This window comes from Clostridium sp. 1001283B150225_161107_B6, assembly GCF_015556325.1.
Taxonomy (GTDB): Bacteria; Bacillota; Clostridia; order Lachnospirales; family Lachnospiraceae; genus Enterocloster.
The window spans coordinates 148,352-174,358 of record NZ_JADNMD010000009.1 but is presented as its reverse complement, the minus strand read 5'-3'; the positions used below and the strand labels follow the sequence as shown (position 1 = coordinate 174,358).

The following is a 26,007-nucleotide window of genomic DNA, read 5'->3' as shown; positions in this document are numbered from 1 at the left end:
AATGAAGAGATTCATAAAAATATGCGCTGTCACCGGACTGATACTCCTGTTCCTTGGATTGGGCATCACCGCTGTCTCAGCTGCTATGGGAGGACGATTCACAAGCACCCTGCCGTCCCGGATGGCCTCCAGGGTCTGGCACAATCATATGCCATGGACGCTCCGCTGGGACAATGACCGTATGGATGACTGGGATGACCTGTATAACTGGGATAATTGGGATGACCGGGATGACTGGGGTGACGCGGATAACCGGGAAGATACGGATGTCACAGACCGGGACCATGACCCTTCACAGATGGCCACGGTATCCGACCCCTCCTTTAAACAAGCCAGGAAGCTGGATTTGGATGTAGATAAGGGCGTAATACGCATTGCTGAAAAGGAGGGCATTTCCCAAATCCAGGTCAATGTACAGGATATCTATGGCCGCACACGGTGCTACATGGACGAATCCACCTTAAAAATCAAGAGGGAGTCCGGGCGCAGCCGCGGCAACGATGCTCCCCGGATTGAGGTTCTGATTCCGGCCGGAAAAGAACTTGATAAACTGTCCCTGGATATGGGGGCAGCGGAATGCAGGGTCCTGGGCATCACCCTCTCCAAACTGGAGATTGACACTGGCGTGGGAGCCGTTACATTTTCGGGCACTGTCAATGGGGATGTGGAAATTGAGACAGGAGTGGGAGATGTGACCCTGAACCTGACCGGCTCCCAGACCGGCTATAATTATCAGGTGGAATGCGGCGTGGGAACCATTGACGTGGGCGAGGAACACTACACCATGCTTTCCCATGAGACACACATAAACAACAAGGCTCCCTACACCATGGAACTGGAATGCGGCGTGGGAACCATTGATGTAAATTTTGACCAGACCCTATAGGGCCTGCCTTCAGAAAAGGAGATAACATTATGGATAAGAAATTATACCGTTCCAATATAAACAAAATGCTCTGCGGCGTATGCGGAGGCATAGGAGAGTACTTTAACATTGACCCTACCATCGTCCGCCTGATATGGGCCATATTTGCCTGCTCCGGCCCGGGAATCATAGCTTATTTCGTGGCGGCCATCATCATTCCCCTGGAGCCCAACTAAGGCCGGGACAACACCGGCCCCGGCCTAATCATCAGCCTTCTCCGGAAGCTGCAGCCATACAGACGCATAAAACATGCCGTCTTTTTGTTCAAACAGGGCCTCGCCTTTATACCGGTCCGCAATTTCCCGAATCGAGGCAGCGCCGATTCCCACCCCTTTCCGTTTTGAGGAAAGGGGTGTTTTGCTGTCAGCGTCAAAGGCCACGGTCCTTGTGCAGGTATTGTCTGTGAGGAATACAAGGCTGTTTTTATTTTTCCTGCTGATGCGCAGGCGGATGGAGCATTTTGCATCCTTCTCCCGAAGGCAGGCCTCCACTGCATTTTCCAGCAGATTGCCCAGGATAACCGTCACCTCGGTATCCGATACAGGGCAGGGTTCCGGGTAGTCTGCCTGGGCTTCAAAGCGTATTTTATGCCTGCGGGCCAGGGAAGCATAGTAGCAGACCAGGGCATTGACCACCTGGTTGCGGCAATAGATTTCCTGGATATCCGGCGGCAGCTCTGTCTTGTAAATCTCAATGTACTCAGCCAGGCCGGACCTGTCATCCCGGTCTATATAGGACTGCACCACAGCCAGATGCTGACGCAGGTCATGGCGCGCCTTTTTCATGTCCTCCATGTGGGCCGACATGGTTTCATACTGCTTTTTCTGGGCCAGGAGGCTTCGGTCCGCATACTTTAACTCCTCCTCCAGCTGGGTCTTTCTGCGGGATATCTCCAACACCTTCAAAAAAACATAAGACACATAGCAGGTTCCAAGCAGCATCAGATACCTGGAAATCAGAAACTGCCAGGAAGCATATGCATATACATCCTGCACCGTACAGTAAAGCATGCCGAACAGGGTGGAAAACAAAGGGATTTTCCACATATACCGCCACATTCTCCGGTCGTCCATCTTCAGTGCCTCTTTTACCGTATGTTCCAGGAAATGAAGTATGAAAGGATAAGTGAGGAGCAGCAGTACCACCCTGGCTATATTATATATGAGATAAGGGTGGACCTCTGAAAAATCCCAAAAAAAGCGGCTCTCAATAAAATTGGCATTGCCAAACACAAAAAAGGACCAGGCCATCAGGAGCAGGTAGGTAAACATCAGTTTCTGGAACTGTTCCCTGATTAATAAAAATGAACACGTCAGATTAAACAGCATGAAGCTGTACCGCATCAGGGTAGTCCAACGGGCGGCAGCCTCATAGCCGCCCTGATTGATAAGGCAGAAGGCTGCGCTGTTCACACACGAAACAGCCGCCATCATCAGTACCACATACCTGTACCGGATTTTCAGCTTGTCCCTGTGGACCCAGTATCTGGGAAGGCCAAAGGGCATGAAATCCAAAAAGGGAAACAGCAGCGTCATAGCTGTATCCATCATAGTAAATCCTCCTCCCTTGCCCGCCGGAACATGTACTGTGAAAACCGGCTCCTGATTTCCTTATGGTCCCGCTTGCGAAACGGAACCCGTTGGCCGGTATCCATGAGGAACTCCATCTCCTCCATACGCCCAACACGGTCCATGTTAATGATAAGCCCCCTGTAACAAGGCAAAAACTGAGGATAAGCAGACAATACTGTCTCCAGAGACGCAAAGGGTACCCGGTATCTCAGGATACCCTGCCTCCCTGTATGTACCTGCACATAATGGCCGTCCCGGTCACACCAGAGAATATCCTTTAACAGTATCCTGTCATCCCCCAGGGCAATGAAACGGGCATTTAATATCTTTTCCACCCGCGCCAGCCTCATGGTCCTCTCAAATGCTTCATATGTAAAGGGTTTTATAAGATAACCGCAGGCCCTGACCCCATAGCTGTCCACTGCATGGTCATGGCTGGTGGTAACAAAAATCAGGGCAGCCGCCTCATCCCGTTTCCTTATCTCCCTGGCAGTGTCCATACCGGACATGCCATCCATGTACTGGTCAATGAAAATCAAATCATATACCTGGGGCCGGAAAGCGCCAACAAACCCGGTCCCGCTTTCAAACTCATCCAGTTCCGGTACTTCCCCTTCATAATTCTCACGGATATAGCGCATCAGATATTCTTTTATCTCCTGCCTGCACATCACTAAATCGTCGATAATGGCAACCCGCATAAAATTCCCCCTTTGATAGGCAAGAAATACCTTCCTGACTTCATTTTACATAAAACAGACACTTATGGCAAATGCAAAATCAGGCCAAAAGCTGCAAAATCAGGCCAGCTTATTGAATGTACGGCTGAAAAACGGTATGTTTGAATCAGATGTTTGAATCCACTTAAGAAAGGGGGAGCACTGCATGAACATCATTATCTGTAACGACAACCTGCCGGAACGGACCCTAATGATAGATTACATCCTTAAATGGGCCTCGGCTAAATGCCTGGAAATGCAGATTGGAACCTGTAAAAACTGGGCGGAACTGGCTGCTGCCCTGGAAGGAAGGGAGTGGGACCTGGTTATTGTTGCCCTGGACGGCGTGCGGGGCCTGGATACCGCAGCCAGTGCACAGCTGCTCTCCAGGCGGCTTATCTGGATTTCCGACCTGGATTTCGGGGTACAGGCATACCGTATGTGTGTCAGCTATTTCTTCATGAAGCCGGTCAGCTGCCAGAAAATGCAGCGGGCTCTGGAATGTGCCCTGGAAGTACAGAGCACACAGTAATATCTGGAGGGATGTTTAAATGAAACAGAGACAGCAGACAGATACTGTCAGGAAGACGCGCAGACAGCTGGAGCAGGAAAATTGTGCCCTCCAGTCCCTGGCGGAACTGGACGGACTGACCGGACTGTATAACCGTATCACCATGGAGCGCAGGGTAGATGACCACCTTCGCTGCAAACAGCCCGGAACCATGATTGTCCTGGACCTGGACCATTTCAAGCAGGTAAATGACCGTTACGGCCACATTGCCGGGGATATGCTGCTGTGCACCATTGCGAGCGTATTGAAAAAGATGTTTAACGGGCAAAATCTGGTGGGGCGCGTGGGTGGGGATGAATTCGTTATTTTTATACCCTCTATTCTGGAGGACGCCAGGACAGCCGGTGAATGCCTGCGGATTCAGGAACGGTTCCGCGAAGTGCGGCTGGGCGATTCCATCCTGATTAAACTGTCCATTACCATAGACAGTGCAGACAGCCTGACCTGCAGTAAATACCGGGATATGTTTGACTGTGCGGACCAGAAAATCATGGCGAAAAAACGTCTTCGCAACTTAAAGAACGGGACCGGCTATGCATCCCCTGCCAGGGAGCCGGCAGGCATACAGCCTGACATGAGCCTGATAGCCAGGGAGATGGAAGAGAAGGAAATCCCGCCAGGGGCCTACTGCCAGGATTACGAAACCTTTAAACAAATCTACCGGCTGGAGGAAAGGCGCCTCAGAAGGGATAAAAAAAGGGCCTTCATCATCCTGTTTACCCTGACAGACCGGAATAACGGTTTCCTCCCCCTGGATAAAAGAGATGCTGAGATGGATATGCTGGGGGAGGAAATCAAACAGAGCCTGCGCATGGGAGATGTGTTCACTAGGTACAGCAGCTGCCAGTACCTGGTCATGGTGCTGGATGTGTCCTTGGAAAATGTGGATGTCATTGCAGAGCGCATATGCAGCTCCTACTACCGGGTACACCAGGAAACGGCAGACAACCTGGTTCTGCACCGCAGCTATCCCTTAAAGCCCGCCCGCAGACGTCCCAGGACCTGACGGCCCCGGCAGGACTTTATCCTGTCAATTGCGCACTGGAACAACAGCGGCAGCGCGATGGCCCATATAAGATACACCACACGGAACTGAGGCAGATTTTTGGGGAAATAGCAGTACCAGAGATCTGCCTTGTACTGTTCAAAACTGAATCCCACAAAGAGAGGCGTGTACTTTGCCATGGCCGCAAACAGGGTTTTCAGTACCATAAGGGCCATAATATGGTGCATCATCACTGCATATGTATGGCTGCCGAAATACCGGAGATACCGGCTGTCCTCAAAGGCCCGGGCCAGGATACGGCATACCCTGAGCCAGAATGCGATGCCCAGCCCGGCCGTGATGTAGGGCAGCAGGATTCCCGTAAAACCGTTGCAGAAGGCCACGGAGTAGATGAGAGGGCGGCCGGACATGGCCAGAACCAGCTGGACTGCCAGGATGATGCCAAAGTACAGGCAATGGTCCGCCCTGTCCCTTTGCTCCAGCTTCTCCCTGTACAGGGTGCCTGCACCGTAGCAGGGCAGCAGGAACATCATGCGCACCAGTGTAAGCCATCCGTCCTGGTACCGTCCGGAGCGCGCCAGAAGGATGCCTCCGGCCCCTATGGACAGATACAGAAGAAAGACTGCATATTCAGAATCCATTCCCTTTAAAAGGCGGCGCAGGAGCACATTGGCCATCTCCACCAGAAACAGGGCAGGCACAAACCAGGCAGCCAGGTTATATTCAAACTGGTGTCCTGTAATAAATGGCTCCGCCAACAGATTCCACAGGTTCAAATCCCCCCCAAAGGCAAAACCAGCCAGATGAAGTACCTGTGCAATCATGCCGTAAATCAGATTGTATACCATATACGGTCCCAGCAGCCGGACTATCTTTTTCCTGGTGTATGCCCCCAGCCGGTTTTCGCTTCCCTTTTTATAAAAATACCCGGAGATAAAGGCGAACAAGGGCATGTGAAAGGAGTAGTAGGGCACCAGTCCCCCTATATCCAGGTAACTGTTATTGAGATGGCCGTCCACCACAAAAACCATGCCCAGGGCCGACAGAATGCAGAACTGCATATTGAGGCCGTCATGGGACTGTACCCCGGGGCGCGCCTGGCCTGCGTTGCACCGTTTCTCCGCCCCGCCTGTCCCTTTTCCGTCAAATCGTCCTTCTGCCATGTCCGGCCTCCGTTTTATATATTTTTCTGAAATTAGACGGGGTCATGCCCATGACCGACTTAAACACCCTGTTAAAGTGAGTGATGTTGGAGAATCCGGTATCACGGCTGATTTCCGTTATATTCTTATCTGTTTCCATGAACATCCTCTGGGCATTCATCACCCGTGTGACGTTCACATACTGGATGATGGTGCTGTTGGTATACCGCTTGAACTCCCTGCACAGGTAGTAGGGACTTACATAGGACATCTGGGCCAGCTGGTCAATGGATATATCCTCCTGGTAATTTTTATGGATATAGCTGATTACATCTGTAATCCGGTTGCGCTTTTCCGGCTTAACCGGTGTCTGTATTTTCCTGGCAATGGTCAATAACGCCATGTTTAACAGGGTATGGATATAATCCTCATGGTAAGCCTGAGGTTCATCCTGTTCCTTAAGCAGGTCGTCCAGCATGCGGTGCACAACCTGCTTTTCCCGCTGGTCCGGCTTATATACCCCGGTTCCCTGCTCCAGCACCTTTAACAGCGGACGGGAATCCACTTCCTCCCTGGCAAAATACACCAGGAGCCGCTTAAAAGGCACATTTTCCTGGCCGTAGGAGTGGTGCATCACATAAGGGGAAAATATAAGAAATTCCCCCGGATGAATGCAGTAGAGCTGGTCCTGGATGATATGGAACCGTTCACCCTCCTCCAGATAGTACAGTTCAAAATAATCGTGATAGTGGGACTTTGACATATTGTCATTGACCCCCTGTATGCGTTCGCCGGCAATGCTCCTTCCCTGGGCCATCATGATTCCAGCCTGGTCAATCAATCTGTTTCCCCCTTTCTTTGGTACATATATCCAATTCCCATGTTTTTATAACCGTAAAATACACGGAAACATCATAGCGCTTCCAAATTAATACAGCAAGATATGTTTAATTTCAACCATAAAACTGCAAATATTGTCTAGTTTAGGCGGCCTTAATTCTATATGATAATAACATAAAACCGGTTGAAATAAAACAAGGAGGCAACAATTTATGAAGGTTTGTACGAATGCTTACACAGTCATTAAAAAGGATAATTACTTTTCAGTGACGACAAACAGTGTGGAAATCCGCATTCTTTTTCTGACTGATTCCATCCTGCGCATCAGGGCCGGGTTTGACGGCGATTTCGCAGAGGAATCCTACAGCCTTGTGATGACAGCATGGGAGGACCGGATGGACGATTTCCTGAAAGGCCGCAGAATACGGGTGGCTGCAGCGGATGCAGTCCTGTCGGACGGGGACAGGGAGGCAGTGATTGAGGGAAGCCTCTTAAAGGTAGTGGTGGAGAAGGACCCGCTGCGCATCTGTGTATACGACAAAGAAGGCACCCTGCTTCACGCGGACATCCCAGACCTGGCCTATATGGAGGACAGCAACCACCGCCGGATTCACACCAGCGAGATTTCACCGGAAGATTGCTTTTATGGTTTTGGAGAGAAGAGCGGTGATTTCAACAAAGCCCAGAAATTTATGGGCATGAGCCCCAAGGACGCCATGGGATACAACCCTAAGGAAACAGACTCTCTTTACAAGCACATCCCCTTTTACATAAAATTAAGCCGCAGCACCAGGAAAGCAGTGGGATATTTTTACCACAATACCTACGAGTGCGACTTTGACATGGGCCGTGAGAAAAGCAATTACTGGAAACCCCACAGCCGTTACCGTACAGACGGCGGCGACATTGACCTGTTCCTTATTGCAGGCCCCTCTGTGCGGCAGGTCGTGGAGCGCTATACGGACCTCACCGGCAAATCAGCCATGCTTCCCCGGTATGCCCTGGGCTATCTGGGTTCTTCCATGTACTACCCGGAGCTGGATGAGGACTGCGATGATGCCATCCTGGATTTCATCGACACCACAAAGGAGGAGAAGATACCGGTGGACGGTTTCCAGCTTTCCTCCGGCTACTGCACCGTGGAGACAGATAAGGGTATCAAGCGCTGTGTCTTTACCTGGAACAAAAAGCGGTTCAAGGACCCCAGGGAATTCTTTGCCCAGATGGATAAAAGAGGCGTGTCCGTATCCCCCAACGTAAAACCGGGCATCCTTCTCATCCATCCCAAACTGGACGAAATGAAGGCCAGGGGCATGTTCGTGAAGGCCAGTGACAGCGACGAGCCGGGCATCGGAACCTGGTGGGGCGGAAAAGGCGTGTTTGCAGACTTTACCAAACCTTCCACCCGGACCTACTGGAAGGAAATGCTCAGGGAAAATGTCCTGGAATACGGCACCAGTTCTGTGTGGAACGACAACTGCGAATATGACAGCCTGGTGGATAAGGACTGCCGCTGTGATTTTGAGGGCAAGGGCGGCACCATCGGACAGCTGAAATCCGTTATGTCCAATATCATGTGCCATATTACGGATGAAGCCATCCATGAAACCTTTCCCAATACCCGTCCCTACATTGTGTGCCGCTCCGGCCACTGCGGCATACAGCGCTATGCCCAGACCTGGGCAGGGGATAACCTGACCTGCTGGGACTCCTTAAAATATAACATTGCAACCATCCTGGGCATGAGCCTCTCCGGCGTGGCCAACCAGGGCTGCGACATCGGCGGATTTTACGGCCCCTCACCGGAAGCAGAGCTTATGGTCCGCTGGATTCAGAACGGCATATTCCAGCCCCGTTTCTCCATCCACTCCACCAACACCGACAACACAGTGACTGAGCCCTGGATGTACGGTGACTGCACGGGCTATATCCGGGAAGCCATCGGCCTCCGCTACCAGTTAAGTCCTTACCTCTACTCACTGATGGAACGGGCCCATGAGACAGGACTTCCCATCATGGAACCCATGTGCAGCGCATTCCAGAATGATGTTAGGTGCTACGAGGAGGGCGTGGACTTCATGTTCGGCGATTCCCTGCTGGTAGCCAATGTGGTGGAAAAAGGCGCCTCCGCCAGGAAGGTATACCTGCCTGAAGGCGAAACCTTCTATGATTTCTACACAAGGACTGCCTATGAGGGCGGCGCCGTCATCGAGCTTCCCGTGGACCTGGGGTCTATCCCCCTGCTGGTGAGAAGCGGCGCCATCATTCCCATGGCGGAAGACAAGCTTGATAACCTGAAAACGCAGCAGACAGAGCACCTCAGGATTCTGTGTGCAGCTGACCGGGACGGCCGGTTTGCCCTCTATGAGGATGACGGCATTTCCATGGACTATGAGAATGGAAGTTATCTGAAGACAGACATAACCATGACAGCCGGGGAACGCACTACCCTGGATTTCCACCAGGAAGGCCATTATGAGACAGCTGTAAAGACACTGTATCTGGACATGATTCACCGTGAAAAGGCTCCCTACTGGGTCAAGGCGGACGGAGAAACCATTCCTCATTTCCTCCACCGGAGAAAATTCGAGGAGGCGGACTGCGGATGGTATTATAGCCAGAGGCTTAAATCCGTTCAGATTAAGTACCCTAATCCTAAGAAGGATTATCAGGTGATTGTATCCTTTGAGCAATTCGACCTGATTGGTATGTAAAAAGCGAGCATATGCTTCCCCTCCCGCTTACAGAGGGGAAGCTGCTACCATAGAAAGGGGATATTGAAAATGAAAAAATTTGCAGCAGCAATGGCAGTGGCTATGAGTCTGGCTGTGCTGGGGCTCACCGGATGCGCCCAGGGCGGCGCCAAGACCAGCGCAGAAGCTACCGCAGAAAACCCAATGGTGCTTACTCTGGCCCACGGCCTCAGCGAGACCCATACCGTACACATTGCAATGACAGAATTTGCAGACAAGGTGGAGGAACGGACAAACGGAAGAATCCAGGTCCGCATCCTTCCAAACGGACAGCTGGGTTCTGAAAATGAGAACATGGAGCAGCTGATGGCCGGTGTTATTTCCATGACCAAGGTGTCCGCACCCGGCCTTGCCACCTACAATGAATCCTATCACGCCTTTGGCCTTCCCTATATCTTCGATGACACGGAAGACTTTTACCATGTAATGGATTCCAGCCAGATGCAGGATTTCTTTCTTTCCTCCTCGGATGACGGATTCGTGACCCTGACCTACTATACATCCGGCGCCCGTTCATTTTACACCAAGAACAAGGCCATCCGCACTCCTGCCGACTTAAAGGGATTAAAAATCCGCGTGCAGGACATGAAATCCCAGACCGATATGATGAAGGCTCTGGGCGGCATTCCGGTGGCCATGTCCTACGGCGATGTATACACCTCCCTCCAGACCGGCATCATCGACGGCACTGAGAACAACGAGACAGCCCTCACCACGGGCAAGCACGGTGAAATCTGCAAGGTATACTCCACGGACCAGCATGCCATGATTCCGGATGTAATGGTCATGAGCGCCAAGGTATGGAAAACCATCAGCCCGGAGGACCAGCAAATCATCCTGGAAGCAGCCCACGAATCCACGGAAAGCCACAAAATTGCCTGGGACGCCGCCATTGATGAGGCCATCCAGGAAGCATCCGCCCAGATGGGCGTGGAATTCGTGAATGATGTTGACAAGGATGCGTTCCGCCAGGCCACAAGCGGCATGATTGACCAGTACTGCGCACAGTATCCGGGTGTGAAGAAGCTGCTTGACATCATTGATTCGGTAGAATAAAGGGGAGGTAATCACATGAATGAACTATTATCTGTCATCAAGAAGTGGATGACCCGTCTTCTGGCCGGCATTGCCACTGTGCTGCTGTCCGTCATGACCCTTCTGGTCCTGTACCAGGTATTTACACGCTACGTGCTTAACAGCCCCGCCGCCTTTACCGAGGAGCTGGTGCGCTACTTTCTGATTTGGACCGGTTTCATCGGAGCTGCCTATGCCTTCATCACCAGGGAGCACATGTGCCTGGTGCTGGTGCGCGACAGCTTAAGCCCGGCAGGCCGCCGGATTCTGATGACAGCCATCGATGTGCTGATTCTGCTCTTTGCCATCTTTGTCATCACCATAGGCGGGTTCAAGCTGGCATTAAGCGCCCAGAAGGTATTCTCAGCGCTGCTTGGGATTCCCAGAAGCCTGGTATATGCCATGGCGCCAATCTCCGGGCTGTTCATCATCCTGGCACAGATTATCAATATCTATGAGGATGTAACCGGAATCACCATTGAAGGAGGGAATGAGTAATGAGTATCGGACTTACAACAGTTATCCTGTTTGCGGTATTTGGCATCCTGCTGTTCCTCAGCTGCCCAATCTCCGTCAGCATTGTAATCGCTTCCATCGTAACCGCCATCTCCAGTCTGTCCTGGGACCAGATTACCTTCATCACCATGCAGAAGATGAACAGCGGCGTGGAAAGCTTTTCCCTGCTTGCCATCCCCCTCTTCATCCTGGCAGGCAATATCATGAATAACGGCGGTATCGCCAGACGCCTTGTAAACTTTGCAAAGCTGTTCGTGGGCTGGATTCCAGGCTCCCTGGCCCAGGCCAACATCGTGGGCAACATGCTCTTTGGAGCGCTGTCCGGTTCCTCGGTGGCAGCTGCATCCGCCATGGGCGGCTGTATCTACCCCATCCAGAAGGATGAGGGCTATGACCCGGCCTTTGCAACAGCGGTCAACATTGCCTCTGCTCCCACCGGACTGCTGATTCCCCCCACCAGCGCCTTTATCGTGTACTCCACGGTAGCGGGAGGCGTATCTATCTCCACCCTGTTCATGGCCGGATATATTCCCGGTATCCTCATGGGCGTCGGCTCCATGGTAGTGGCCTTTATTTATGCGAAAAAGCATAAATATCCGGTATCCGGCCGCACGCCCATGAAGGAAGCAGTTAAAGTGACCCTGGAAGCCATCCCCAGCCTGCTGCTCATCATCATTGTTATCGGCGGTATCGTGGGCGGCATCTTCACTGCCACTGAGGGAGCAGGCATCTGTGTGCTATACTGCCTGATTCTTTCCATCTGCTATAGGAGCCTTACCATGAAGTCATTCATGAAGATTCTGGTAAGCAGCGCATGCACCAGCGGCATCATCCTGTTCCTGATTTCCGCCTCCTCCGCCATGTCCTTTGTCATGGCATACTCAGGAATTCCGGCAGCCATCAGCCAGGGCATCATGTCCATCTCCACCAACAAATACGTGATACTGCTGCTGATGAACATAATCCTCATGGTTGTGGGCATGTTCATGGACATCACGCCCGCCATCCTGATTTTCACGCCTATCTTCCTTCCTATCGCCCAGAGTTTGGGAATGAGCGATATTCAGTTCGGCGTCATGCTAATCTTCAACATGTGCCTCGGCAACATCACGCCGCCTGTTGGTTCCGTACTGTTCGTGGGCTGCGGTATCAGCAAAATCAGTATTGAACAGGTGACCAGAACACTGCTTCCCTACTTTGCAGTACTGTTCCTGCTCTTAATGGCCGTTACCTATATACCTGCCTTGTCACTGGGTATTCCCAGCCTCATGGGATTGATTTAGTGGTATTATGAGATAAGCCTTTGTATTTAAAAAAAGAGGTCGTCCGGGTATTTCGCCCGGGCGGCCTCTTATTCTCTACAGCACCTTTTCCAAAAATCCTCTGGCCCTGTCACTCTTTGGATTCTTAAAGAACTCATCCGGATTGGCATCCTCCACTATCTGCCCGTCGTCTATAAAGCAGATGCGGTCCGATACCTCCCTGGCAAATCCCATCTCATGGGTTACCAGGGCCATGGTGATACCTGTGTGGGCCAGGTTCTTGATAACCTCCAGAACCTCCTTTACCATCTCAGGGTCCAGGGCGCTGGTGGGTTCATCAAACAGCATAATCTGCGGCTCCATGGCCAGGGCCCTGGCTATGGCGATTCTCTGCTTCTGGCCGCCGGACAGCTTACCCGGATAGGCATCCGCCTTCTCCACCAGCCCCACCAGCTTAAGAAGCTCCAGAGCATTTTCCGCTGCCTTGTCCTTGGAAATCCTGTTCACCTTCACCGGGGCATAGGTCATATTCTCCATGACCGTCATATGGGGAAACAGGTTAAAATGCTGGAACACCATGCCGATGTTCTTTCTGACCGCCTGGATATCTGCCTTTGGAACCGTGATATCCGTGCCGTCAATGAACACCTGCCCCCTGGTGGGTTTCTCCAGCAGGTTGATGCACCTTAGGATGGTGGACTTGCCGGAACCGGAAGGGCCAATCAGCGTAACTACCTGGCCCTTCCCGATATTCAGGTTGATTCCCTTTAATACTTCCAGGTTGCCGAAGCTTTTATGCACATCACGAAACTCTATCACTTCTGTTCACCCACCTTTCCAGACGGCTGGCAACTGCCGACAATATCATAACAAATACGTAGTAAATAACGGCAATGACCAGATAAGGTTCAAAGAACCGGAAGGTCAGGACCGTAATCTGGTCCGCAGCCCTTAAGAGCTCCACCGCGCCGATGTAGGACAGAATGGAAGACTCCTTCAGCAGGGCAATGGCCTCGTTCACCAGGCTGGGCAGGATATGTTTCACGGCCTGCGGAATGATGATGTCCTTCATCATATCACCGTAGCCAATGCCCAGGGACATGGACGCCTCATACTGTCCCTTGTCCACGCCCATGATGCCTCCCCGGAATATCTCGGAGACATAGGCTGCGGAGTTCAGTGTAAATGTGAGGATTCCGGACTGGGTGGTGGTCAGTGTGAATCCCAGCAGCTGCGGCAGTCCAAAATGGACAATACACAGCTGTACCAGGAGAGGTGTTCCCCTGAAGATGGATGTATAAAACCTTCCAAACCATATGAGAGGTTTATATTTGCTGATTTTAACAAGAGCCAGTACGATGCCCAGCAAAAACCCCAGCACGGCGCAGATGGCCGTAATCTTCAGGGTGAGCAGTGCTCCATGGTATAGGAATGGCCAATATTGCCAGACACTGGTAAAATCTAATTTCATATGTGCAGCCCCTTCTTACATTGCCTTAATCTAAGATGAACTGTTCGCTTAAATGGCTTGCGATGATTTCATCCAGTTCTCCGTTTTCCATCATTTCCTTCAGCGTGTTGTTGAATGTCTCATAATAAGGGGATTCCTTGGGGAAGCCAATGGCAAAACAGTCATCATCCACCTTATCCATAAGGCTCAGCTTAAGGCCCTCATTGTTCTTTAAGAACTCTGTTGCGCCTGCGCCGTCAACAATACACGCATCCGCCCTCTTACTCTTTACTTCCTCAATACAAGCAGGGCTTCCCTGGATGCCAACCGTTTCAGCGCCCTCCACGCTCTCCGCTACCTGCTGGTAATTGGTGCCGAATACATAGGCAATCTTCTTGCCCTTCAGGGAATCCAAATCCGGGTAATTGTCCTCTGCCCTGTATACAATTGCATTTCTGGGATAGAAGAAGATTTCGCTGAAATCCAGTGTTTTCTCCCTCTCTGCCGTAGGCGCCATGCCGCCGCTGCAGAAGTCAATCTGTCCTGCCTGGATGGCAGCCATCAGACTTTTAAACGGCATATCCACAAACTCCACCTGGCCGCCGTTCTTCTCCACAGCCGCCTTTATAATATCAATATTCATGCCCACATAGGTCTTGCTTCCGTCTGCCGCCATCTCGATGGACTCAAAGGGAACGAAGGTAGCGGAACAGCCCACCTTCACAGTCTTACCGGAAAACGGATTCTCAGCCGCTGCATTCTCTCCGGCTGCATCCGGCTTGTCCTCAGAGCCTGCTGCGGTATCCGCTGCGTCCTTGCCTGCCCCGTCCTTGTCCGCTGCCTCCTGGGTGGCTGCCTGCGCAGCAGCCGTGGTGGCATCCGCCCCGCCGGAACATGCGGTGAGTGCGCCTGCTGTCAGAACAGCGCACAGCAATAATGCAATTTTTTTCATAATAATTCTCCTCTCTGCTATATGTATATAAAAAATAAAAAGTCTGCATTCTGCAAACCTTATCCCCTCCCTCTGCCTTACCGGCATAAATAAAGGAAGAACTTGCATAATCATAGCATAAATATGCATCAGATTCAATAGATTCCAGGCTTTTTTCTGCCCCCCATCCGTGCTATAATGAAAACCGGAGACAAATAGCAGAAATGAATAAAAGGAGCAATTTACCATGTCATATGAAATAGACGGCAGGACAAACGGACCTGCCATGGCCTGGCCCGGCCGCGCCAGGATTGCTGTCATGGTCACCTTTGACTTTGACGCGGAATTCCTGCGCATGTCCAGGGCCGCTTCCAAAGGCGCCACCATTGGTTTCACGGATTATTCCCGGGGCCAATACGGCCCCCGGGAGGGCCTGAGACGGTGTCTGGATATGCTGGACACCCATGATATCAAATCCACCTTCTTTGTACCCGGAATCGTTGCAGAAACCTACCCTGACCAGGTGGAATCCATCCATGCCCATGGCCACGAAATAGCCTGTCACGGATACATGCATGAATCCGTCCGCGGCATATCCAGGGAAGAGGAAACAGAAATACTGGAGAAAAGCGAGACAATCCTGGAGCGCATCACCGGCAGGCGCCCGGTGGGACACAGGGGACCGGAAAGCATCATCCATCCCTTTACCCCGAAGCTGCTGGCAGAGCGCGGTTACCTCTACAGCTCTTCCATGAAAGACTGCGACTGGGCATATCTCTGGCAGCAGGACGGTCAGACACTGCCTCTGGTGGAACTGCCGTGCGACATCACCATGGACGACTTTACCTATTTTTATTTCACCTTCAGCGACCCTGCCGTGCGCTCCATGTACAGCAACCGTGAAGTATTCGGCAACTGGAAGGATGAATTTGACGGCCTGGCGGAAGAGGGGAATAAAATTTTCGTCTTAAAGCTCCACCCCCAGATGATAGGACGCGCCAGCCGGATTGCGGCCCTGGGAAGCTTCATTGCCTATATGAAGGGCCACGGCGCATGGATTACCACCTGTGAGGAGGCTGCGCGGTATGTACTGTCCCAGGCTGAATCCGATGGAGCAAATCATGAAAAAGGAGGTGACGCCCTATGATGGCCTGGCCTGACAATAAGCGAATCGCTGTCATGATGGCATTTGACCTGGACGCGGAAACCATGTGGACCACCAGGGGTGATGGAAACCACGACCATATAACCAATCTGTCCAGGGGTGCGTACGGACCCAAACAGGGCGTACCCAGAATCCTGGACATGCTGGATGTGTATGGGGTAAAGGCCACCTTCTTCATTCCCGGCGTCATAGCCCAACAATATCCCCTGGTTGTAAAGGAAATCAGCCGCAGGGGACATGAAATCGGATTCCATGGATATCTTCATGAGGAATCCGCCTCCACTGCCTATGAGGAAGAGGATGCCACCATGACCCGCTGCGAAGCCATTATAAAAGAACTGACCGGGCAGTCCATTGCAGGCCACCGGGGTCCGGGAGGCGTGATACATGATTACAGCCTGAGGCTGTTTCTGGAGCACGGCTATATATACAGCTCCAACTGGCGGGACTCGGACGGCCCTTTTATCCACAGGATAGACGGCCGGGAGGTTCCGCTGGTAGAGCTTCCCAAGGACTCCATCTTTGACGACACTGCCTACGATTTTTACACGGATTCCGCCCCGGAGCGGTATGAGCTGAAATCCCCCCGGGAAATGCTTGAAATCTGGAAGGATGAATTCGACTCCCTGGCTGCTGAGGGCAGAATGATTAACTTTGTCCTCCATCCCCAGTTCATTGGACGGGCCAGCCGGGTAAACATGCTGGGGGAGCTTATAGGCTATATGCTGTCCCGCGGGGCGTGGATTGATACCAACCGGGCAGTGGCCGAATATGTGCTGGAGAACCGGAATCTATTAATGTCTGACTGATAAACCGCATCCAGACCCTGTTCATGGCTCAGAACAGGGTCTGCTGTTCGTACTCGCAGTCCCTTTCCAGTTGGGGCGGTTCCTGCCCCAGCAGTTCTTTTGTCTTACCGCTGTCCAGAATCCATTCCCTTACCTGTTCCTTTTCAAGTACCAGGGGCATGCGGCTGTGGACAGGGGCCATGGAGGCATTGGCCTGGGTGGTCAGAATGACAAAGCGGTCTCCGTCCTCATACCTGCCGTAAAATCCTGCCAGAAACAGGACACGGCTTCCCGCCCTTGTAAATGTAAACTTCTCTTTATTCCCATTCCACTCATAAAACCAGGAAACAGGGACCGCGGCCCGGCGCAGCCTCACACTGTCCCGGAACATCCGCTTCTCAAACACGGACTCCGACCTGGCGTTAAAAACCAGCCCTTTGCCGCCGGGCCCGGGGTATCCCCATTTCTGGCGGCAAATACAGAGCCTGTTGTCCGGGCCTTCATCTGCTGCCGCCGCAATAACCGGCGCAGTGTCGCCTGGGCGGATGTCCCTGTCCAGCACTCCCAGCTCCAGCTTCCAGTCCCTCTGCTCTGTTAAGTCCCTTATCTCATCCAATAATTCCATACTGAAATGATATCTGCCGCACATGAAATCCCTGCCTGCCCTTTCGTGAGTATTCTATCCTTAATGGGTATTATATTCTTTATAAATATTCTACCCTTAATCCCTATTCTGTCCATATAGCGGTATTTTACCCGCCTATCTCACTGCTTCCAATATTCCCTCGCTAAATGTGGGATGTGGGAAAATAACCTTAGCCATATCCTCCAGCGTCAGTCCATTGGCAATGGCCACCGCAAACTGGCTAATCATATCCGTGGCCCTGGCGCACATCATCTGGGCGCCCAGGATGCGGTGAGAGCCGCTGTCCGCCACCACCTTTATGAATCCCCGTTCCTGCTGGGACAGAATGGACTTGCCGTTGGCGGACATAATATATTTCTTTGTCACGGTTTCTATCCCCCGGGCCTTGGCCTCATCTGCACTGATTCCCACGCAGCCGATTTCCGGGTTTGTATACACGCAGGACGGAACAATATCCGTACGGATTGCCATATCCCTGCCTGCCATATGGGCCACTGCGTTTCTGCCCTGGGCAGTGGCTGCGTGGGCCAGCTGGATGCCTCCCGTGACATCGCCGATGGCATAGATACCCGGTACGCTGGTTTCATATTTCTCATCCGTGACAATGCGCCCGCGCTCCATTTCCATATCCTTCACTTCCTGGCTGCTCTCATCTGTTATGAGACCGCCTGTATAGGCCCTGCGCCCCGTGGCGATAAGGATGCCGTCAGCCCTGGCCTCGCAGGGTTTGTCCTTTTCCGTATAGCGGCATATAAGCCCGGACCCATCCTCTGTCTGAAGGATTTCCTCCACCTTTGCCCCTGTATGGATATCTACATTCCTTTTTTTCATAATCATCTTCAGGTTCTGGGCAATCTCCTTGTCCATAGTGGGCAGGATGCGGTCCAGGGCCTCGATTACGGTTACGCCGTGGCCCAGCGAACTGTACACAGACGCAAATTCCATACCGATTACCCCGCCGCCTATAATAATCAGATGACCAAACATATCCTTCTTGTCCAGCAGCCCGTCGCTGGTAACCACTCCTGGCAGCGATGCGCCGGGTATGGGCGGGCATGCAGGCATGGAACCTGTGGCAATGAGAATATGGCTGGTTTCCAGAATAATCTGGTCCGGCCTGTCTCCGGCCTCTTCTGCCGGCGCCACCTTCACATGCTCCCTGTCCAGTATGATTCCCGTACCGTAATAAACAGAAATCTTGTTGGTTTTCATAAGTGAGGCAATGCCCTTTCTCAACTGTTCCAGTACCTCATCCTTCCGTCTCTGGACCATCTCCATATCGACTGCCGTGTCCCGGACTGTCAGTCCAATGGATGGGCCTGACTGTAATTCATGGTACAGCTCTGCTGTATGGAGTATTGTTTTGGTGGGAATGCATCCCCGGTTCAGACAGGTGCCTCCCAGCTCACGGTTTTCCACCAGGGCGACCCTCATCCCATTTTCCGCCCCTTCAATGGCAGCCTCATAACCGCCCGGTCCCGCGCCAATCACCACCAAATCAAATCTGTCAGCCATAATAACTTAACCTCTCTTCCATTCATGTTCTGCGTTTACAGCGATTCCCTGACAAGGGCCTTGATGTCCTCTTTTATCCTGCATGCCTGCGGTATGTCCGCCCTGTTTTCTTCACCTGCGGCCTCTCCTGCCTGGAAGGCATCCGGCCCAAGGGCTTCCACTGCCCTGCAGATATCTTCCTCCGCATAGGCGCAGCCCTTTAGCTGTTCCGCCAATTCTCCTATCATCTCCTGGTCCATGGCATCGGAGAATACATTCACGTCCTGTATCACTCCTGCATCCACATGGAACTGCATCTGTATATTACCCCATGGAAAACGCTTCTCCATCTCGTACTCAAAAGGAATCTTTCTGCCGTATTTCCACTGCCAGGATGCAAATTTCTCTGTCAGTGCATCTATGTCCGGCTGAGGCAGCTCCCCTTCCTCCATGCGGACTGCGGGCAGCCCGTATACCCTGGAAAATGCCTCCACCAGTGCGGATTTTACTTCCTCCAAGGTGATATCCGGCTTAAACTCACATAAATTGGCCACCCTGGATTTAACCGAGGTCACGCCTTTGGAGGCAAGCTTTTCCTTTGACACATTCAGATAACGGGACATATTTTCCTTGTCGGCCCGTATCAATATGGTTCCATGGTGGTAGCAGCCGTCACCGGTGCGGTAAAATGCATTGCCGGAAAACTTGCGCCCATCCACCGTTATGTCATTGCGCCCTGTCTTCTCAGCATGGATGCCCAGGCTCCTTACAGCCTCCAGTATCACATCCAGCTGGCGCGAAACATTATAATCCTCCGCCCCGGCAATAAATGTGAAGTTCAGGTTGCCCAAATCATGGAACACCGCGCCTCCGCCTGAGAGACGGCGCACCAGATAGCCGTCCTCCTGCTCCAGGAAGTTCACCCTGCATTCCCTCCAGCAATTCTGGTTCTTTCCTATCACCACCGTATGGCGGTTCTGCCACAGGTACATGATGCAGGTTCCCTTGGGAACATTGAGGGTCATGTACTCCTCCATGGCCAGATTCCGATAGGGATATGTATTATCTGTATCTATCCACACAAGTCTGTTTATCATGTCATTCTCCATCCTTATAGAAAGGCTGCCTGGGCAGTCCGTTCCCTGGCCGTATACAGATATCACGGATATCCGTACATGACCAGGAACATACCGGCTGTCCAGGCAGTCCTGTTACATTTTCATCATCATTCCCAAGTATAGCGCAGTACCGGCTTACGTGCCGCCGTAACCTCATCCGGTCTTCCAATGGGCGTCAGGTGAGGCGCGCTGTGAAGTGCCTCAGGGTCTGCCAGGGCCTGCTCGTAAATCTTGTGGAATACCTCGATGGCTTCATCCAGTGTTTCCCTGGACTCTGTCTCTGTAGGCTCCACCATCAGCGCCTCATGTACAATCAGCGGGAAGTACATGGTCGGCGGATGGATGCCGTAATCCAGAAGCGCCTTGGCGATATCCATGGCAGACACATCCTTGTCATGCTTCATCTTCTCCAGGCTCATAACAAATTCATGCATACATGTCTCAGTGTAAGCCATATCATAGACATCCGACAGCTTTACCCTCATATAGTTGGCATTCAGCACTGCATTGCAGGCTGCCTCCGGGATGCCCTCCTTTCCAAGGGTCAGGATGTAGGACAATGCCTTCACCACCACCAGGAAGTTGCCGTAGAACATCTTCACGTCCCCAATGGATTCCTGTGCCTTTACAAAGTGATATGTTTCCCCGTCCTTCTCCACCCGTACGCCTGGTATAAAGGGCTTTAAGAATTCCTTGCAGCCCACAGGACCGCTTCCAGGTCCGCCGCCGCCGTGGGGTGTGGAGAATGTCTTGTGCAGGTTCAGATGGACCACGTCAAAGCCCATGTCGCCCGGCCGTACAATGCCCATGACCGCATTCAGATTAGCGCCGTCATAGTAACACAGTCCGCCTGCATCATGTACTATTTTAGTGATTTCCAGTATGTTCTTGTCAAATAATCCAACGGTATTGGGATTGGTCAGCATCAGACCGGCTGTGTCGTCTCCTACCGCTGCCTTTAACTGCTCCAAATCCACACAGCCGTCCTCCCTGGACGGAATGCTCACCACGTCATAGCCGCACATGGCAGCGCTGGCAGGATTGGTTCCATGGGCAGAGTCAGGCACAATAATCTTGGTGCGTTTGGTGTCATTGTGATGAACGTGGTATGCCTTGATTAAGAGCAGTCCTGTAAACTCACCGTGAGCGCCTGCCGCTGGCTGGAATGTCATTGCATCCATGCCTGTGATTTCGCAGAGATATTTCTCCGCCAGATATAATACTTCCATGGAGCCCTGCACCGTAGCCTCCGGCTGCAGCGGATGGACTCCCTTAAATCCCTTCAAGGCAGCTGCTTCCTCATTGACTTTGGGGTTGTACTTCATGGTACAGGAGCCCAGAGGATAGAAACCGTCGTTGACACCGTGGGAACGCTTTGCCAGCTCCGTATAATGGCGGCTGATTTCATTTTCCGACATATGCGGAAGGCGCGGCTGTCTCTCACGGGTATGTGCTTTTTCAAACGACACCTGGGGCACGTCGCAGGGGCTGATTAAATCCAGCCTTCTCCCGGCTGACCCTTTTTCAAATACAAGTTTCATGAACCGCACACCTCCTTTTGTCCGCATTCCCTGTGAAGCGCCTCCCGTACAGCTGAGGCAAGCTCATCCATCTCTTCCCTGGTGTTCATCTCCGTTGCGCACCAGAGGATTTCCCTGTCGGACAACGGCAGTCCGCCCAGTATTCCCTTGCTTTCCAAAGCCCTTAATATATGGGCGCTGTCCGTACACTTGCCCTCCGGGCTTACGGTTACAAATTCGTGGAAGAATTCACATTCATGCTTTGGCTCAAGTCCTGCTTCCTTTAACACGTCCCTGAGATAGTGGGCCTTGGACATGCACTGGTCCGCTGCCTTAGCCATGCCCTCTGCACCCATGGCCGTCATGTATACAGATGCAGTCAGGGCACACCATGCCTGGTTGGAGCACACATTGGAGCTGGCCTTTTCACGGCGTATGTGCTGTTCCCGTGCCTGGAGGGTAAGGACAAATGCCCTGCGTCCCTGGTTATCAGCTGTCTCTCCCACAATACGGCCCGGAAGCTTCCTGGTCATGGCTGCCGTGGCTGTCATGAATCCCAGATAAGGTCCTCCGAATGCCAGAGGCATACCAAGGGGCTGGCCGTCGCCAACTGCAATATCCGCCCCGTATTCAGCCGGCGTCTTCATAACAGCTAACGCCATCGGGTTGCAGCCCATGATGTACTTGGCTCCTGCCCCATGGACAATGCGGCCCAGGGCATCCCCGTCTTCGATATTGCCGTAATAGTTGGGCTGCTGTACATAGAAGCATGCTGCCTGCGGGTCCGCCTTCAGAAGCTCCTCCAGGGCTGCCGCATCCGTTACCCCGTCTTTTTCCGGAACCATGACAACCTTTGTATTGCTGCCAAAGCAGTATGTCTTCATGACCTCGATAACGCCCGGGTTTGCAGCCGCGGAAATATAGGCTGTTGTTTTCTTTCTCTCCTTACACATGGCAATGGCTTCCGCCGCGGCTGTGGCGCCGTCATATATGGATGCGTTGGAGGCATCCATGCCTGTAAGCTCACAGAGCATGGTCTGATACTCAAATATGGACTGGAGGATGCCCTGGCTGATTTCCGCCTGATAAGGCGTATAGGCTGTGACAAACTCCTCTTTTGACGTTACACTTGAAACAATGGCAGGTATGTAATGGTTATAAGCTCCTGCACCTCTGAAAATATGGCGGAACACAACATTCTTACCGGCTATGTCCTCCATCCTGCTCTTAACTGCCTGCTCGCTGAGTCCTGAAGGGATATTGACCCCTTCCTTCAGCATTACCTCATCCGGTATATGGGAGAACATCTCCTCAAAGCTGGCAAACCCAATTTCACGAAGCATATCCTGCTGCTCCTGCTTCGTACCTGGTACATAACTTCCCATATAATCTCACCTCACCTCTCATGGGATGGAATACCTTCCCCGTCTTAATTTAATAAATCTCTGTTCCGGGCTAATCCGTATTCCAATTAATCCAGGGTCTTCACATACTCCTCATACTCTGCCGCGCTCATCAGCTGCGCTGTGCCGGTTACATTCTCCACCTTCATGAACCACGCCTCATAAGGCGCCTCATTGATGGATTCCGGAGCGTCCAGCAGACCCTCGTTGACCTCTGCCACCGTGCCGCTGACCGGTGAATACACATCCGAAACAGCCTTTACGGACTCCACATCTGCAAACGACTCTCCCTCTGTCACCTCGTCTCCTGCCTCGGGCAGGTTTACGAATACCAAATCCCCGAGAGCGTCCTGTGCATAATCTGACAGTCCCACTAAAACAGTGCCGTCCTCCAGGGTCTTTACCCACTCATGTGACTTCGCATACTTTAAATCTTCTGGAAAATTCATTCTTAATACCTCCTTGAACATGCTGTTCTTTATTATATTTATAAATCATACTTTTTATATCTGCTGTACCGTTACCGTTTATAAAATGGCAGCTTCACCACCTCTGCAGCCACGCGTCGTCCCCTTACATCCACTTCCAGTGCGGTTCCCGGCTCCTTGAATCCTATGTCAACCAGGGCCATGGCTGCCGGATATCCCAGGAACGGGCAGTGTGTGCCGGAGGTGGTCATACCCACCTGCTGTTCCCCTATGTAAACAGGCTGGTGCTCCCGGATGATGCCCCGTCCGGTTACCTTTAATCCCACACGTTTTCTGGTCAGAGGTCCCTTGTCCTGGATGGCCTGTTTTCCGATGAAATCATCCTTATCCATCTTCACAAAAATTCCCAGCCCTGCTTCCTTGGGAGAAATGGTATCATCCATCTCATGACCGTATAAAGGCATGCCGGCTTCCAGTCTCAGGGTATCCCTGGCGCCTAAACCGCATGGAATCAGTCCCTCGTCCTTTCCTGCCTCCAAGAGCAGTTCCCACATCTTAGGAGCATCCTCCGGTGCCAGATAAATCTCCACTCCATCCTCCCCCGTGTAACCGGTCTTGGATATAATGCATTTCATGCCGCCCACCATGCGGTCAAAAAGGCAGGTATAATATTTCTCAGGAATGTCCTCCTCCCTAGCCACCTTCTTAAGCACATCCATTGCCTTTGGTCCCTGCAGGGCCAGCTGCGCCACCTGGGAGGAAATGTCATCAAATACAACATCCCCCGACTGATGGGCCTTCATCCATGCATAGTCCTTATCCTTGTTGGATGCATTGACCACGATAAAATAGCAGTCATCCCTGACCTTATAGACAATCAGGTCATCCACCACGCCGCCCTGTTCATTGCACATGGGGCTGTACCTGGCCTGGCCCTCTGCCATGACCGTATAGTCATTGGTGAGAAGCATGTTCAGATTCTTAAGCGCGTCCGGTCCCTTGCAAATCACTTCCCCCATGTGCGACACGTCGAAAAGACCGCACTTGGTGCGTACTGCCATATGCTCCTCGATGACACCCTTATCGTACTGTACCGGCAGAAGATACCCTGCAAAAGGTACAATCTTGCCCTTATACTTTACGTGTGTGTCGTAGAGAGGTGTTTTTAACAAAACCTCCCCTGTTGCTTCTGTGCCCATAATCACTACCTCCTTCATGAAATTGTCTGGTCCTTAACAATATAAGATTATGAAAGCGCACGAACAAAAGATGTTCATGCGCTCTGTCCTTGGACCTGAAAGATTTGGCTTCTTCGGTGCTATGCTCTCCAGAGTATCGTCCGGTATCCGGTCCTTTTGCCTGAGAGTTTTCCGCTTCCCCTTCGGCGCTGCCCCCTGGGTGTCTGAATATACGTGGATATGCAGTTTCCCGCATCTCCTCTATCTTCCGCCCATGGCTGTCAGTCTCTCCCGAATCCATCTTCCGATGATATAAAATTGTCCGCAAACGCAATTCCCACCGGCTTGCCTTGTGCTAATCCCATACTAACACAGCCGGGATTTTCAGTCAATAGCTAAAAGGTGTTTAAATTTTAACACATTAATCGCATTTTTCGCCTTATTTTCCAAACTTATTTTCACGAATATTTTACGGTTTATTTAGAAAAAATACTGGTAATCTCCTATGAAGTAGTATATAATGAGCAAAGGTGATGAGGCGAAGGGGTTCCTTTGGCCTCATTCTTGTATGAGTACGGTTTTAACTGAGCAAAATCTCAAATGAAAGAAGGTGACAAGATGCATAAGTTTATGCGGACAGTAGGATTCAGTATGTACCAGAAAAAACAGGATATGGCGAAGCTTTTAAAACGCCTGGTAAAGGAAGCGGAGATGACCGGCCACCTGGCAGAACAGGAGGGCAGCCGCCTCTGTGAGCTGCGCGCAGAAGTGGCTCCCGGTATGGGAGTTGCCATGATAGGGGAGATGAGTCCCAAGGGTACGTTCAGCCGTGAATATTATTTTCCCTATGTCAAAAACCAGGATGTAAGTTCAGAGGCAGAATGTTCCATCCAGCGTCACACGGAGCGTGAAACTTATGCAGGCCTTCTTGATGAATACAGGGTGGGCATATCCCTGATTTTCTACATGGAGAATTCCATGGAGTACAGGATGCGCCGCAAAGCCCGTCAGCCTGTCCAGCCAAAGGGTGCTGCCCTTACGGGCCTGGCTGTTCAGGGAAAGGTGCTGCTGCCTGTGAATAAAACGGAAAAACAGGCCGAGGATTCCCGGCAGGCCGCCCAAAAACGCAGCAGCCTCCTGGAGGCAGCCAAGCACGGCGACGAGGATGCCATTGAGACCCTGACCATCGAGGATATCGACCTCTACTCCATGGTTTCCAGACGGATTGCCCATGAGGATGTATACTCCATCATAGAAACCTGTTTCATGCCCTGCGGCATAGAGTGCGACCAGTACTCCGTCATAGGGGAAATCACACAAATCAATACGATTGCCAACCGGATTACCAAGGAAGAGATATATGACCTGAAGCTGGACTGCAACGACATGGTTTTCCATGTGGCCGTCAACAAACAGGACCTGCTGGGCGAACCCAGGATTGGGCGGCGCTTTAAGGGGCAGGTGTGGATGCAGGGCACGGTGCTGTTTTAAGCGCGGGACGGAATAT

General features: G+C 51.9%; 25 protein-coding genes and 1 riboswitch. Of the genes, 11 read left to right on the top strand and 14 right to left on the bottom strand.

Annotated elements, in window-relative coordinates; all coding sequences use genetic code 11:
• Nucleotide 1: 1 nt before the first annotated feature.
• Together I2H39_RS19745 and I2H39_RS19740 are read left to right on the top strand one after the other, a co-directional pair.
• The gene (locus I2H39_RS19745; protein WP_195627342.1) at nucleotides 2-886 is read left to right on the top strand and encodes a hypothetical protein; all 885 of its coding nucleotides are present in this window, start codon (nucleotides 2-4) and stop codon (nucleotides 884-886) included.
• Between the two features lie 29 nt (nucleotides 887-915).
• On the top strand, nucleotides 916-1,101 hold the full coding sequence (locus I2H39_RS19740; RefSeq protein ID WP_138311170.1) for a PspC domain-containing protein: 186 nt from the start codon (nucleotides 916-918) through the stop codon (nucleotides 1,099-1,101).
• Nucleotides 1,102-1,125: 24 nt separating this feature from the next.
• Here I2H39_RS19740 and I2H39_RS19735 read toward each other — a convergent pair whose 3' ends face one another.
• Together I2H39_RS19735 and I2H39_RS19730 are read right to left on the bottom strand one after the other, a co-directional pair.
• Nucleotides 1,126-2,475, bottom strand: a complete 1,350-nt coding sequence (locus I2H39_RS19735) for a sensor histidine kinase (RefSeq protein ID WP_138311171.1) — start codon at nucleotides 2,473-2,475, stop codon at nucleotides 1,126-1,128.
• Nucleotides 2,472-3,197, bottom strand: a complete 726-nt coding sequence (locus I2H39_RS19730; protein WP_138311172.1) for a LytTR family DNA-binding domain-containing protein — start codon at nucleotides 3,195-3,197, stop codon at nucleotides 2,472-2,474. Before I2H39_RS19730 ends, I2H39_RS19735 begins: the two co-directional genes overlap by 4 nt.
• Nucleotides 3,198-3,381: 184 nt before the next feature.
• Between I2H39_RS19730 and I2H39_RS19725 the strand changes: the two genes are divergently transcribed.
• Entirely contained in the window at nucleotides 3,382-3,747 is a 366-nt protein-coding gene (locus I2H39_RS19725) for a hypothetical protein (RefSeq protein ID WP_138311173.1), read from the top strand.
• Between the two features lie 19 nt (nucleotides 3,748-3,766).
• Nucleotides 3,767-4,792, top strand: coding sequence for a GGDEF domain-containing protein (locus I2H39_RS19720; protein WP_195627341.1), 1,026 nt, complete (start codon nucleotides 3,767-3,769; stop codon nucleotides 4,790-4,792).
• On the opposite strand, the gene I2H39_RS19715 is transcribed toward I2H39_RS19720, so the two are convergent.
• Together I2H39_RS19715 and I2H39_RS19710 are read right to left on the bottom strand one after the other, a co-directional pair.
• The gene (locus I2H39_RS19715) at nucleotides 4,753-5,955 is read right to left on the bottom strand and encodes an acyltransferase (protein WP_195627340.1); all 1,203 of its coding nucleotides are present in this window, start codon (nucleotides 5,953-5,955) and stop codon (nucleotides 4,753-4,755) included. The two genes, I2H39_RS19720 and I2H39_RS19715, sit on opposite strands and share 40 nt — an antisense overlap.
• A complete protein-coding gene (locus tag I2H39_RS19710) occupies nucleotides 5,936-6,775 on the bottom strand; it encodes an AraC family transcriptional regulator (protein WP_138311176.1) in 840 nt (279 codons plus the stop codon). Before I2H39_RS19710 ends, I2H39_RS19715 begins: the two co-directional genes overlap by 20 nt.
• Before the next feature lie 211 nt (nucleotides 6,776-6,986).
• Here I2H39_RS19710 and I2H39_RS19705 point away from each other — a divergent pair, with 211 nt between their 5' ends.
• From I2H39_RS19705 to I2H39_RS19690, 4 genes are all read left to right on the top strand, one after another.
• Nucleotides 6,987-9,488 carry a TIM-barrel domain-containing protein gene (locus I2H39_RS19705; protein WP_195627339.1) on the top strand — a complete coding sequence of 834 codons (2,502 nt, stop codon included), beginning with the start codon at nucleotides 6,987-6,989 and terminating at the stop codon, nucleotides 9,486-9,488.
• Nucleotides 9,489-9,557: 69 nt separating this feature from the next.
• Nucleotides 9,558-10,583 (top strand): TRAP transporter substrate-binding protein, encoded by a 1,026-nt coding sequence (locus tag I2H39_RS19700; RefSeq protein ID WP_138311178.1) that lies wholly within the window; start codon nucleotides 9,558-9,560, stop codon nucleotides 10,581-10,583.
• 15 nt (nucleotides 10,584-10,598) lie between these two features.
• Entirely contained in the window at nucleotides 10,599-11,099 is a 501-nt protein-coding gene (locus I2H39_RS19695) for a TRAP transporter small permease (RefSeq protein ID WP_138311179.1), read from the top strand.
• The gene (locus I2H39_RS19690) at nucleotides 11,099-12,400 is read left to right on the top strand and encodes a TRAP transporter large permease (RefSeq protein WP_138311180.1); all 1,302 of its coding nucleotides are present in this window, start codon (nucleotides 11,099-11,101) and stop codon (nucleotides 12,398-12,400) included. The genes I2H39_RS19695 and I2H39_RS19690 overlap by 1 nt, the downstream gene beginning before the upstream one ends.
• A gap of 75 nt (nucleotides 12,401-12,475) precedes the next feature.
• Here the strand turns inward: I2H39_RS19690 and I2H39_RS19685 are convergent, their stop codons facing one another.
• The 3 genes from I2H39_RS19685 to I2H39_RS19675 are packed head-to-tail and all read right to left on the bottom strand — an operon-like array spanning nucleotide 12,476 to nucleotide 14,781.
• Nucleotides 12,476-13,198: an amino acid ABC transporter ATP-binding protein gene (locus I2H39_RS19685; protein WP_138311181.1), complete on the bottom strand. Its 723-nt coding sequence runs from the start codon at nucleotides 13,196-13,198 to the stop codon at nucleotides 12,476-12,478.
• Nucleotides 13,182-13,850: an amino acid ABC transporter permease gene (locus I2H39_RS19680; RefSeq protein ID WP_002573031.1), complete on the bottom strand. Its 669-nt coding sequence runs from the start codon at nucleotides 13,848-13,850 to the stop codon at nucleotides 13,182-13,184. Before I2H39_RS19680 ends, I2H39_RS19685 begins: the two co-directional genes overlap by 17 nt.
• A 25-nt stretch (nucleotides 13,851-13,875) precedes the next feature.
• On the bottom strand, nucleotides 13,876-14,781 hold the full coding sequence (locus tag I2H39_RS19675) for an ABC transporter substrate-binding protein (protein ID WP_195627338.1): 906 nt from the start codon (nucleotides 14,779-14,781) through the stop codon (nucleotides 13,876-13,878).
• Between the two features lie 226 nt (nucleotides 14,782-15,007).
• Between I2H39_RS19675 and I2H39_RS19670 the strand changes: the two genes are divergently transcribed.
• Complete coding sequence (locus I2H39_RS19670) at nucleotides 15,008-15,907, top strand: polysaccharide deacetylase (RefSeq protein ID WP_195627337.1); 900 nt, start codon at nucleotides 15,008-15,010, stop codon at nucleotides 15,905-15,907.
• Nucleotides 15,904-16,734 carry a polysaccharide deacetylase gene (locus I2H39_RS19665; RefSeq protein ID WP_138311184.1) on the top strand — a complete coding sequence of 277 codons (831 nt, stop codon included), beginning with the start codon at nucleotides 15,904-15,906 and terminating at the stop codon, nucleotides 16,732-16,734. The genes I2H39_RS19670 and I2H39_RS19665 overlap by 4 nt, the downstream gene beginning before the upstream one ends.
• A gap of 28 nt (nucleotides 16,735-16,762) precedes the next feature.
• Here I2H39_RS19665 and I2H39_RS19660 read toward each other — a convergent pair whose 3' ends face one another.
• The 7 genes from I2H39_RS19660 to gcvT form a co-directional block, all read right to left on the bottom strand.
• Nucleotides 16,763-17,362, bottom strand: a complete 600-nt coding sequence (locus I2H39_RS19660) for an SOS response-associated peptidase family protein (RefSeq protein WP_138311185.1) — start codon at nucleotides 17,360-17,362, stop codon at nucleotides 16,763-16,765.
• Between the two features lie 111 nt (nucleotides 17,363-17,473).
• A complete protein-coding gene (gene lpdA / locus I2H39_RS19655; RefSeq protein ID WP_195627336.1) occupies nucleotides 17,474-18,874 on the bottom strand; it encodes a dihydrolipoyl dehydrogenase in 1,401 nt (466 codons plus the stop codon).
• A 35-nt stretch (nucleotides 18,875-18,909) separates the two neighbouring features.
• Nucleotides 18,910-19,950 carry a lipoate--protein ligase gene (locus tag I2H39_RS19650; protein WP_138311187.1) on the bottom strand — a complete coding sequence of 347 codons (1,041 nt, stop codon included), beginning with the start codon at nucleotides 19,948-19,950 and terminating at the stop codon, nucleotides 18,910-18,912.
• 128 nt (nucleotides 19,951-20,078) lie between these two features.
• The gene (gene gcvPB / locus I2H39_RS19645) at nucleotides 20,079-21,512 is read right to left on the bottom strand and encodes an aminomethyl-transferring glycine dehydrogenase subunit GcvPB (protein ID WP_195627335.1); all 1,434 of its coding nucleotides are present in this window, start codon (nucleotides 21,510-21,512) and stop codon (nucleotides 20,079-20,081) included.
• Nucleotides 21,509-22,876 (bottom strand): aminomethyl-transferring glycine dehydrogenase subunit GcvPA, encoded by a 1,368-nt coding sequence (gene gcvPA, locus I2H39_RS19640; protein ID WP_195627334.1) that lies wholly within the window; start codon nucleotides 22,874-22,876, stop codon nucleotides 21,509-21,511. The genes gcvPB and gcvPA overlap by 4 nt, the downstream gene beginning before the upstream one ends.
• 86 nt (nucleotides 22,877-22,962) lie before the next feature.
• Nucleotides 22,963-23,343, bottom strand: a complete 381-nt coding sequence (gene gcvH, locus I2H39_RS19635) for a glycine cleavage system protein GcvH (RefSeq protein WP_138311190.1) — start codon at nucleotides 23,341-23,343, stop codon at nucleotides 22,963-22,965.
• 71 nt (nucleotides 23,344-23,414) lie between these two features.
• Complete coding sequence (gene gcvT, locus I2H39_RS19630; protein ID WP_138311191.1) at nucleotides 23,415-24,521, bottom strand: glycine cleavage system aminomethyltransferase GcvT; 1,107 nt, start codon at nucleotides 24,519-24,521, stop codon at nucleotides 23,415-23,417.
• Nucleotides 24,522-24,659: 138 nt separating this feature from the next.
• A riboswitch (glycine riboswitch) is annotated at nucleotides 24,660-24,804 on the bottom strand.
• A gap of 296 nt (nucleotides 24,805-25,100) precedes the next feature.
• On the opposite strand from gcvT, the gene I2H39_RS19625 reads away from it, so the two are divergent.
• A complete protein-coding gene (locus tag I2H39_RS19625) occupies nucleotides 25,101-25,991 on the top strand; it encodes a DUF3881 family protein (protein ID WP_347708595.1) in 891 nt (296 codons plus the stop codon).
• Nucleotides 25,992-26,007: the final 16 nt, after the last annotated feature.

What these genes read in the sequence shown, in the direction of transcription:
- gcvPA (WP_195627334.1), bottom strand. Translation starts at nt 22,876, where the DNA reads ATGGGAAGTTATGTACCAGGTACGAAGCAGGAGCAGCAGGATATGCTT.
- I2H39_RS19725 (WP_138311173.1), top strand. Translation starts at nt 3,382, where the DNA reads ATGAACATCATTATCTGTAACGACAACCTGCCGGAACGGACCCTAATG.
- I2H39_RS19665 (WP_138311184.1), top strand. Translation starts at nt 15,904, where the DNA reads ATGATGGCCTGGCCTGACAATAAGCGAATCGCTGTCATGATGGCATTT.
- gcvT (WP_138311191.1), bottom strand. Translation starts at nt 24,521, where the DNA reads ATGGGCACAGAAGCAACAGGGGAGGTTTTGTTAAAAACACCTCTCTAC.
- I2H39_RS19740 (WP_138311170.1), top strand. Translation starts at nt 916, where the DNA reads ATGGATAAGAAATTATACCGTTCCAATATAAACAAAATGCTCTGCGGC.
- I2H39_RS19720 (WP_195627341.1), top strand. Translation starts at nt 3,767, where the DNA reads ATGAAACAGAGACAGCAGACAGATACTGTCAGGAAGACGCGCAGACAG.
- lpdA (WP_195627336.1), bottom strand. Translation starts at nt 18,874, where the DNA reads ATGGCTGACAGATTTGATTTGGTGGTGATTGGCGCGGGACCGGGCGGT.
- I2H39_RS19715 (WP_195627340.1), bottom strand. Translation starts at nt 5,955, where the DNA reads ATGGCAGAAGGACGATTTGACGGAAAAGGGACAGGCGGGGCGGAGAAA.
- I2H39_RS19660 (WP_138311185.1), bottom strand. Translation starts at nt 17,362, where the DNA reads ATGTGCGGCAGATATCATTTCAGTATGGAATTATTGGATGAGATAAGG.
- I2H39_RS19745 (WP_195627342.1), top strand. Translation starts at nt 2, where the DNA reads ATGAAGAGATTCATAAAAATATGCGCTGTCACCGGACTGATACTCCTG.
- I2H39_RS19675 (WP_195627338.1), bottom strand. Translation starts at nt 14,781, where the DNA reads ATGAAAAAAATTGCATTATTGCTGTGCGCTGTTCTGACAGCAGGCGCA.
- gcvPB (WP_195627335.1), bottom strand. Translation starts at nt 21,512, where the DNA reads ATGAAACTTGTATTTGAAAAAGGGTCAGCCGGGAGAAGGCTGGATTTA.
- I2H39_RS19730 (WP_138311172.1), bottom strand. Translation starts at nt 3,197, where the DNA reads ATGCGGGTTGCCATTATCGACGATTTAGTGATGTGCAGGCAGGAGATA.
- I2H39_RS19690 (WP_138311180.1), top strand. Translation starts at nt 11,099, where the DNA reads ATGAGTATCGGACTTACAACAGTTATCCTGTTTGCGGTATTTGGCATC.
- I2H39_RS19650 (WP_138311187.1), bottom strand. Translation starts at nt 19,950, where the DNA reads ATGATAAACAGACTTGTGTGGATAGATACAGATAATACATATCCCTAT.
- I2H39_RS19700 (WP_138311178.1), top strand. Translation starts at nt 9,558, where the DNA reads ATGAAAAAATTTGCAGCAGCAATGGCAGTGGCTATGAGTCTGGCTGTG.
- I2H39_RS19705 (WP_195627339.1), top strand. Translation starts at nt 6,987, where the DNA reads ATGAAGGTTTGTACGAATGCTTACACAGTCATTAAAAAGGATAATTAC.
- I2H39_RS19625 (WP_347708595.1), top strand. Translation starts at nt 25,101, where the DNA reads ATGAAAGAAGGTGACAAGATGCATAAGTTTATGCGGACAGTAGGATTC.
- gcvH (WP_138311190.1), bottom strand. Translation starts at nt 23,343, where the DNA reads ATGAATTTTCCAGAAGATTTAAAGTATGCGAAGTCACATGAGTGGGTA.
- I2H39_RS19670 (WP_195627337.1), top strand. Translation starts at nt 15,008, where the DNA reads ATGTCATATGAAATAGACGGCAGGACAAACGGACCTGCCATGGCCTGG.
- I2H39_RS19735 (WP_138311171.1), bottom strand. Translation starts at nt 2,475, where the DNA reads ATGATGGATACAGCTATGACGCTGCTGTTTCCCTTTTTGGATTTCATG.
- I2H39_RS19695 (WP_138311179.1), top strand. Translation starts at nt 10,599, where the DNA reads ATGAATGAACTATTATCTGTCATCAAGAAGTGGATGACCCGTCTTCTG.
- I2H39_RS19680 (WP_002573031.1), bottom strand. Translation starts at nt 13,850, where the DNA reads ATGAAATTAGATTTTACCAGTGTCTGGCAATATTGGCCATTCCTATAC.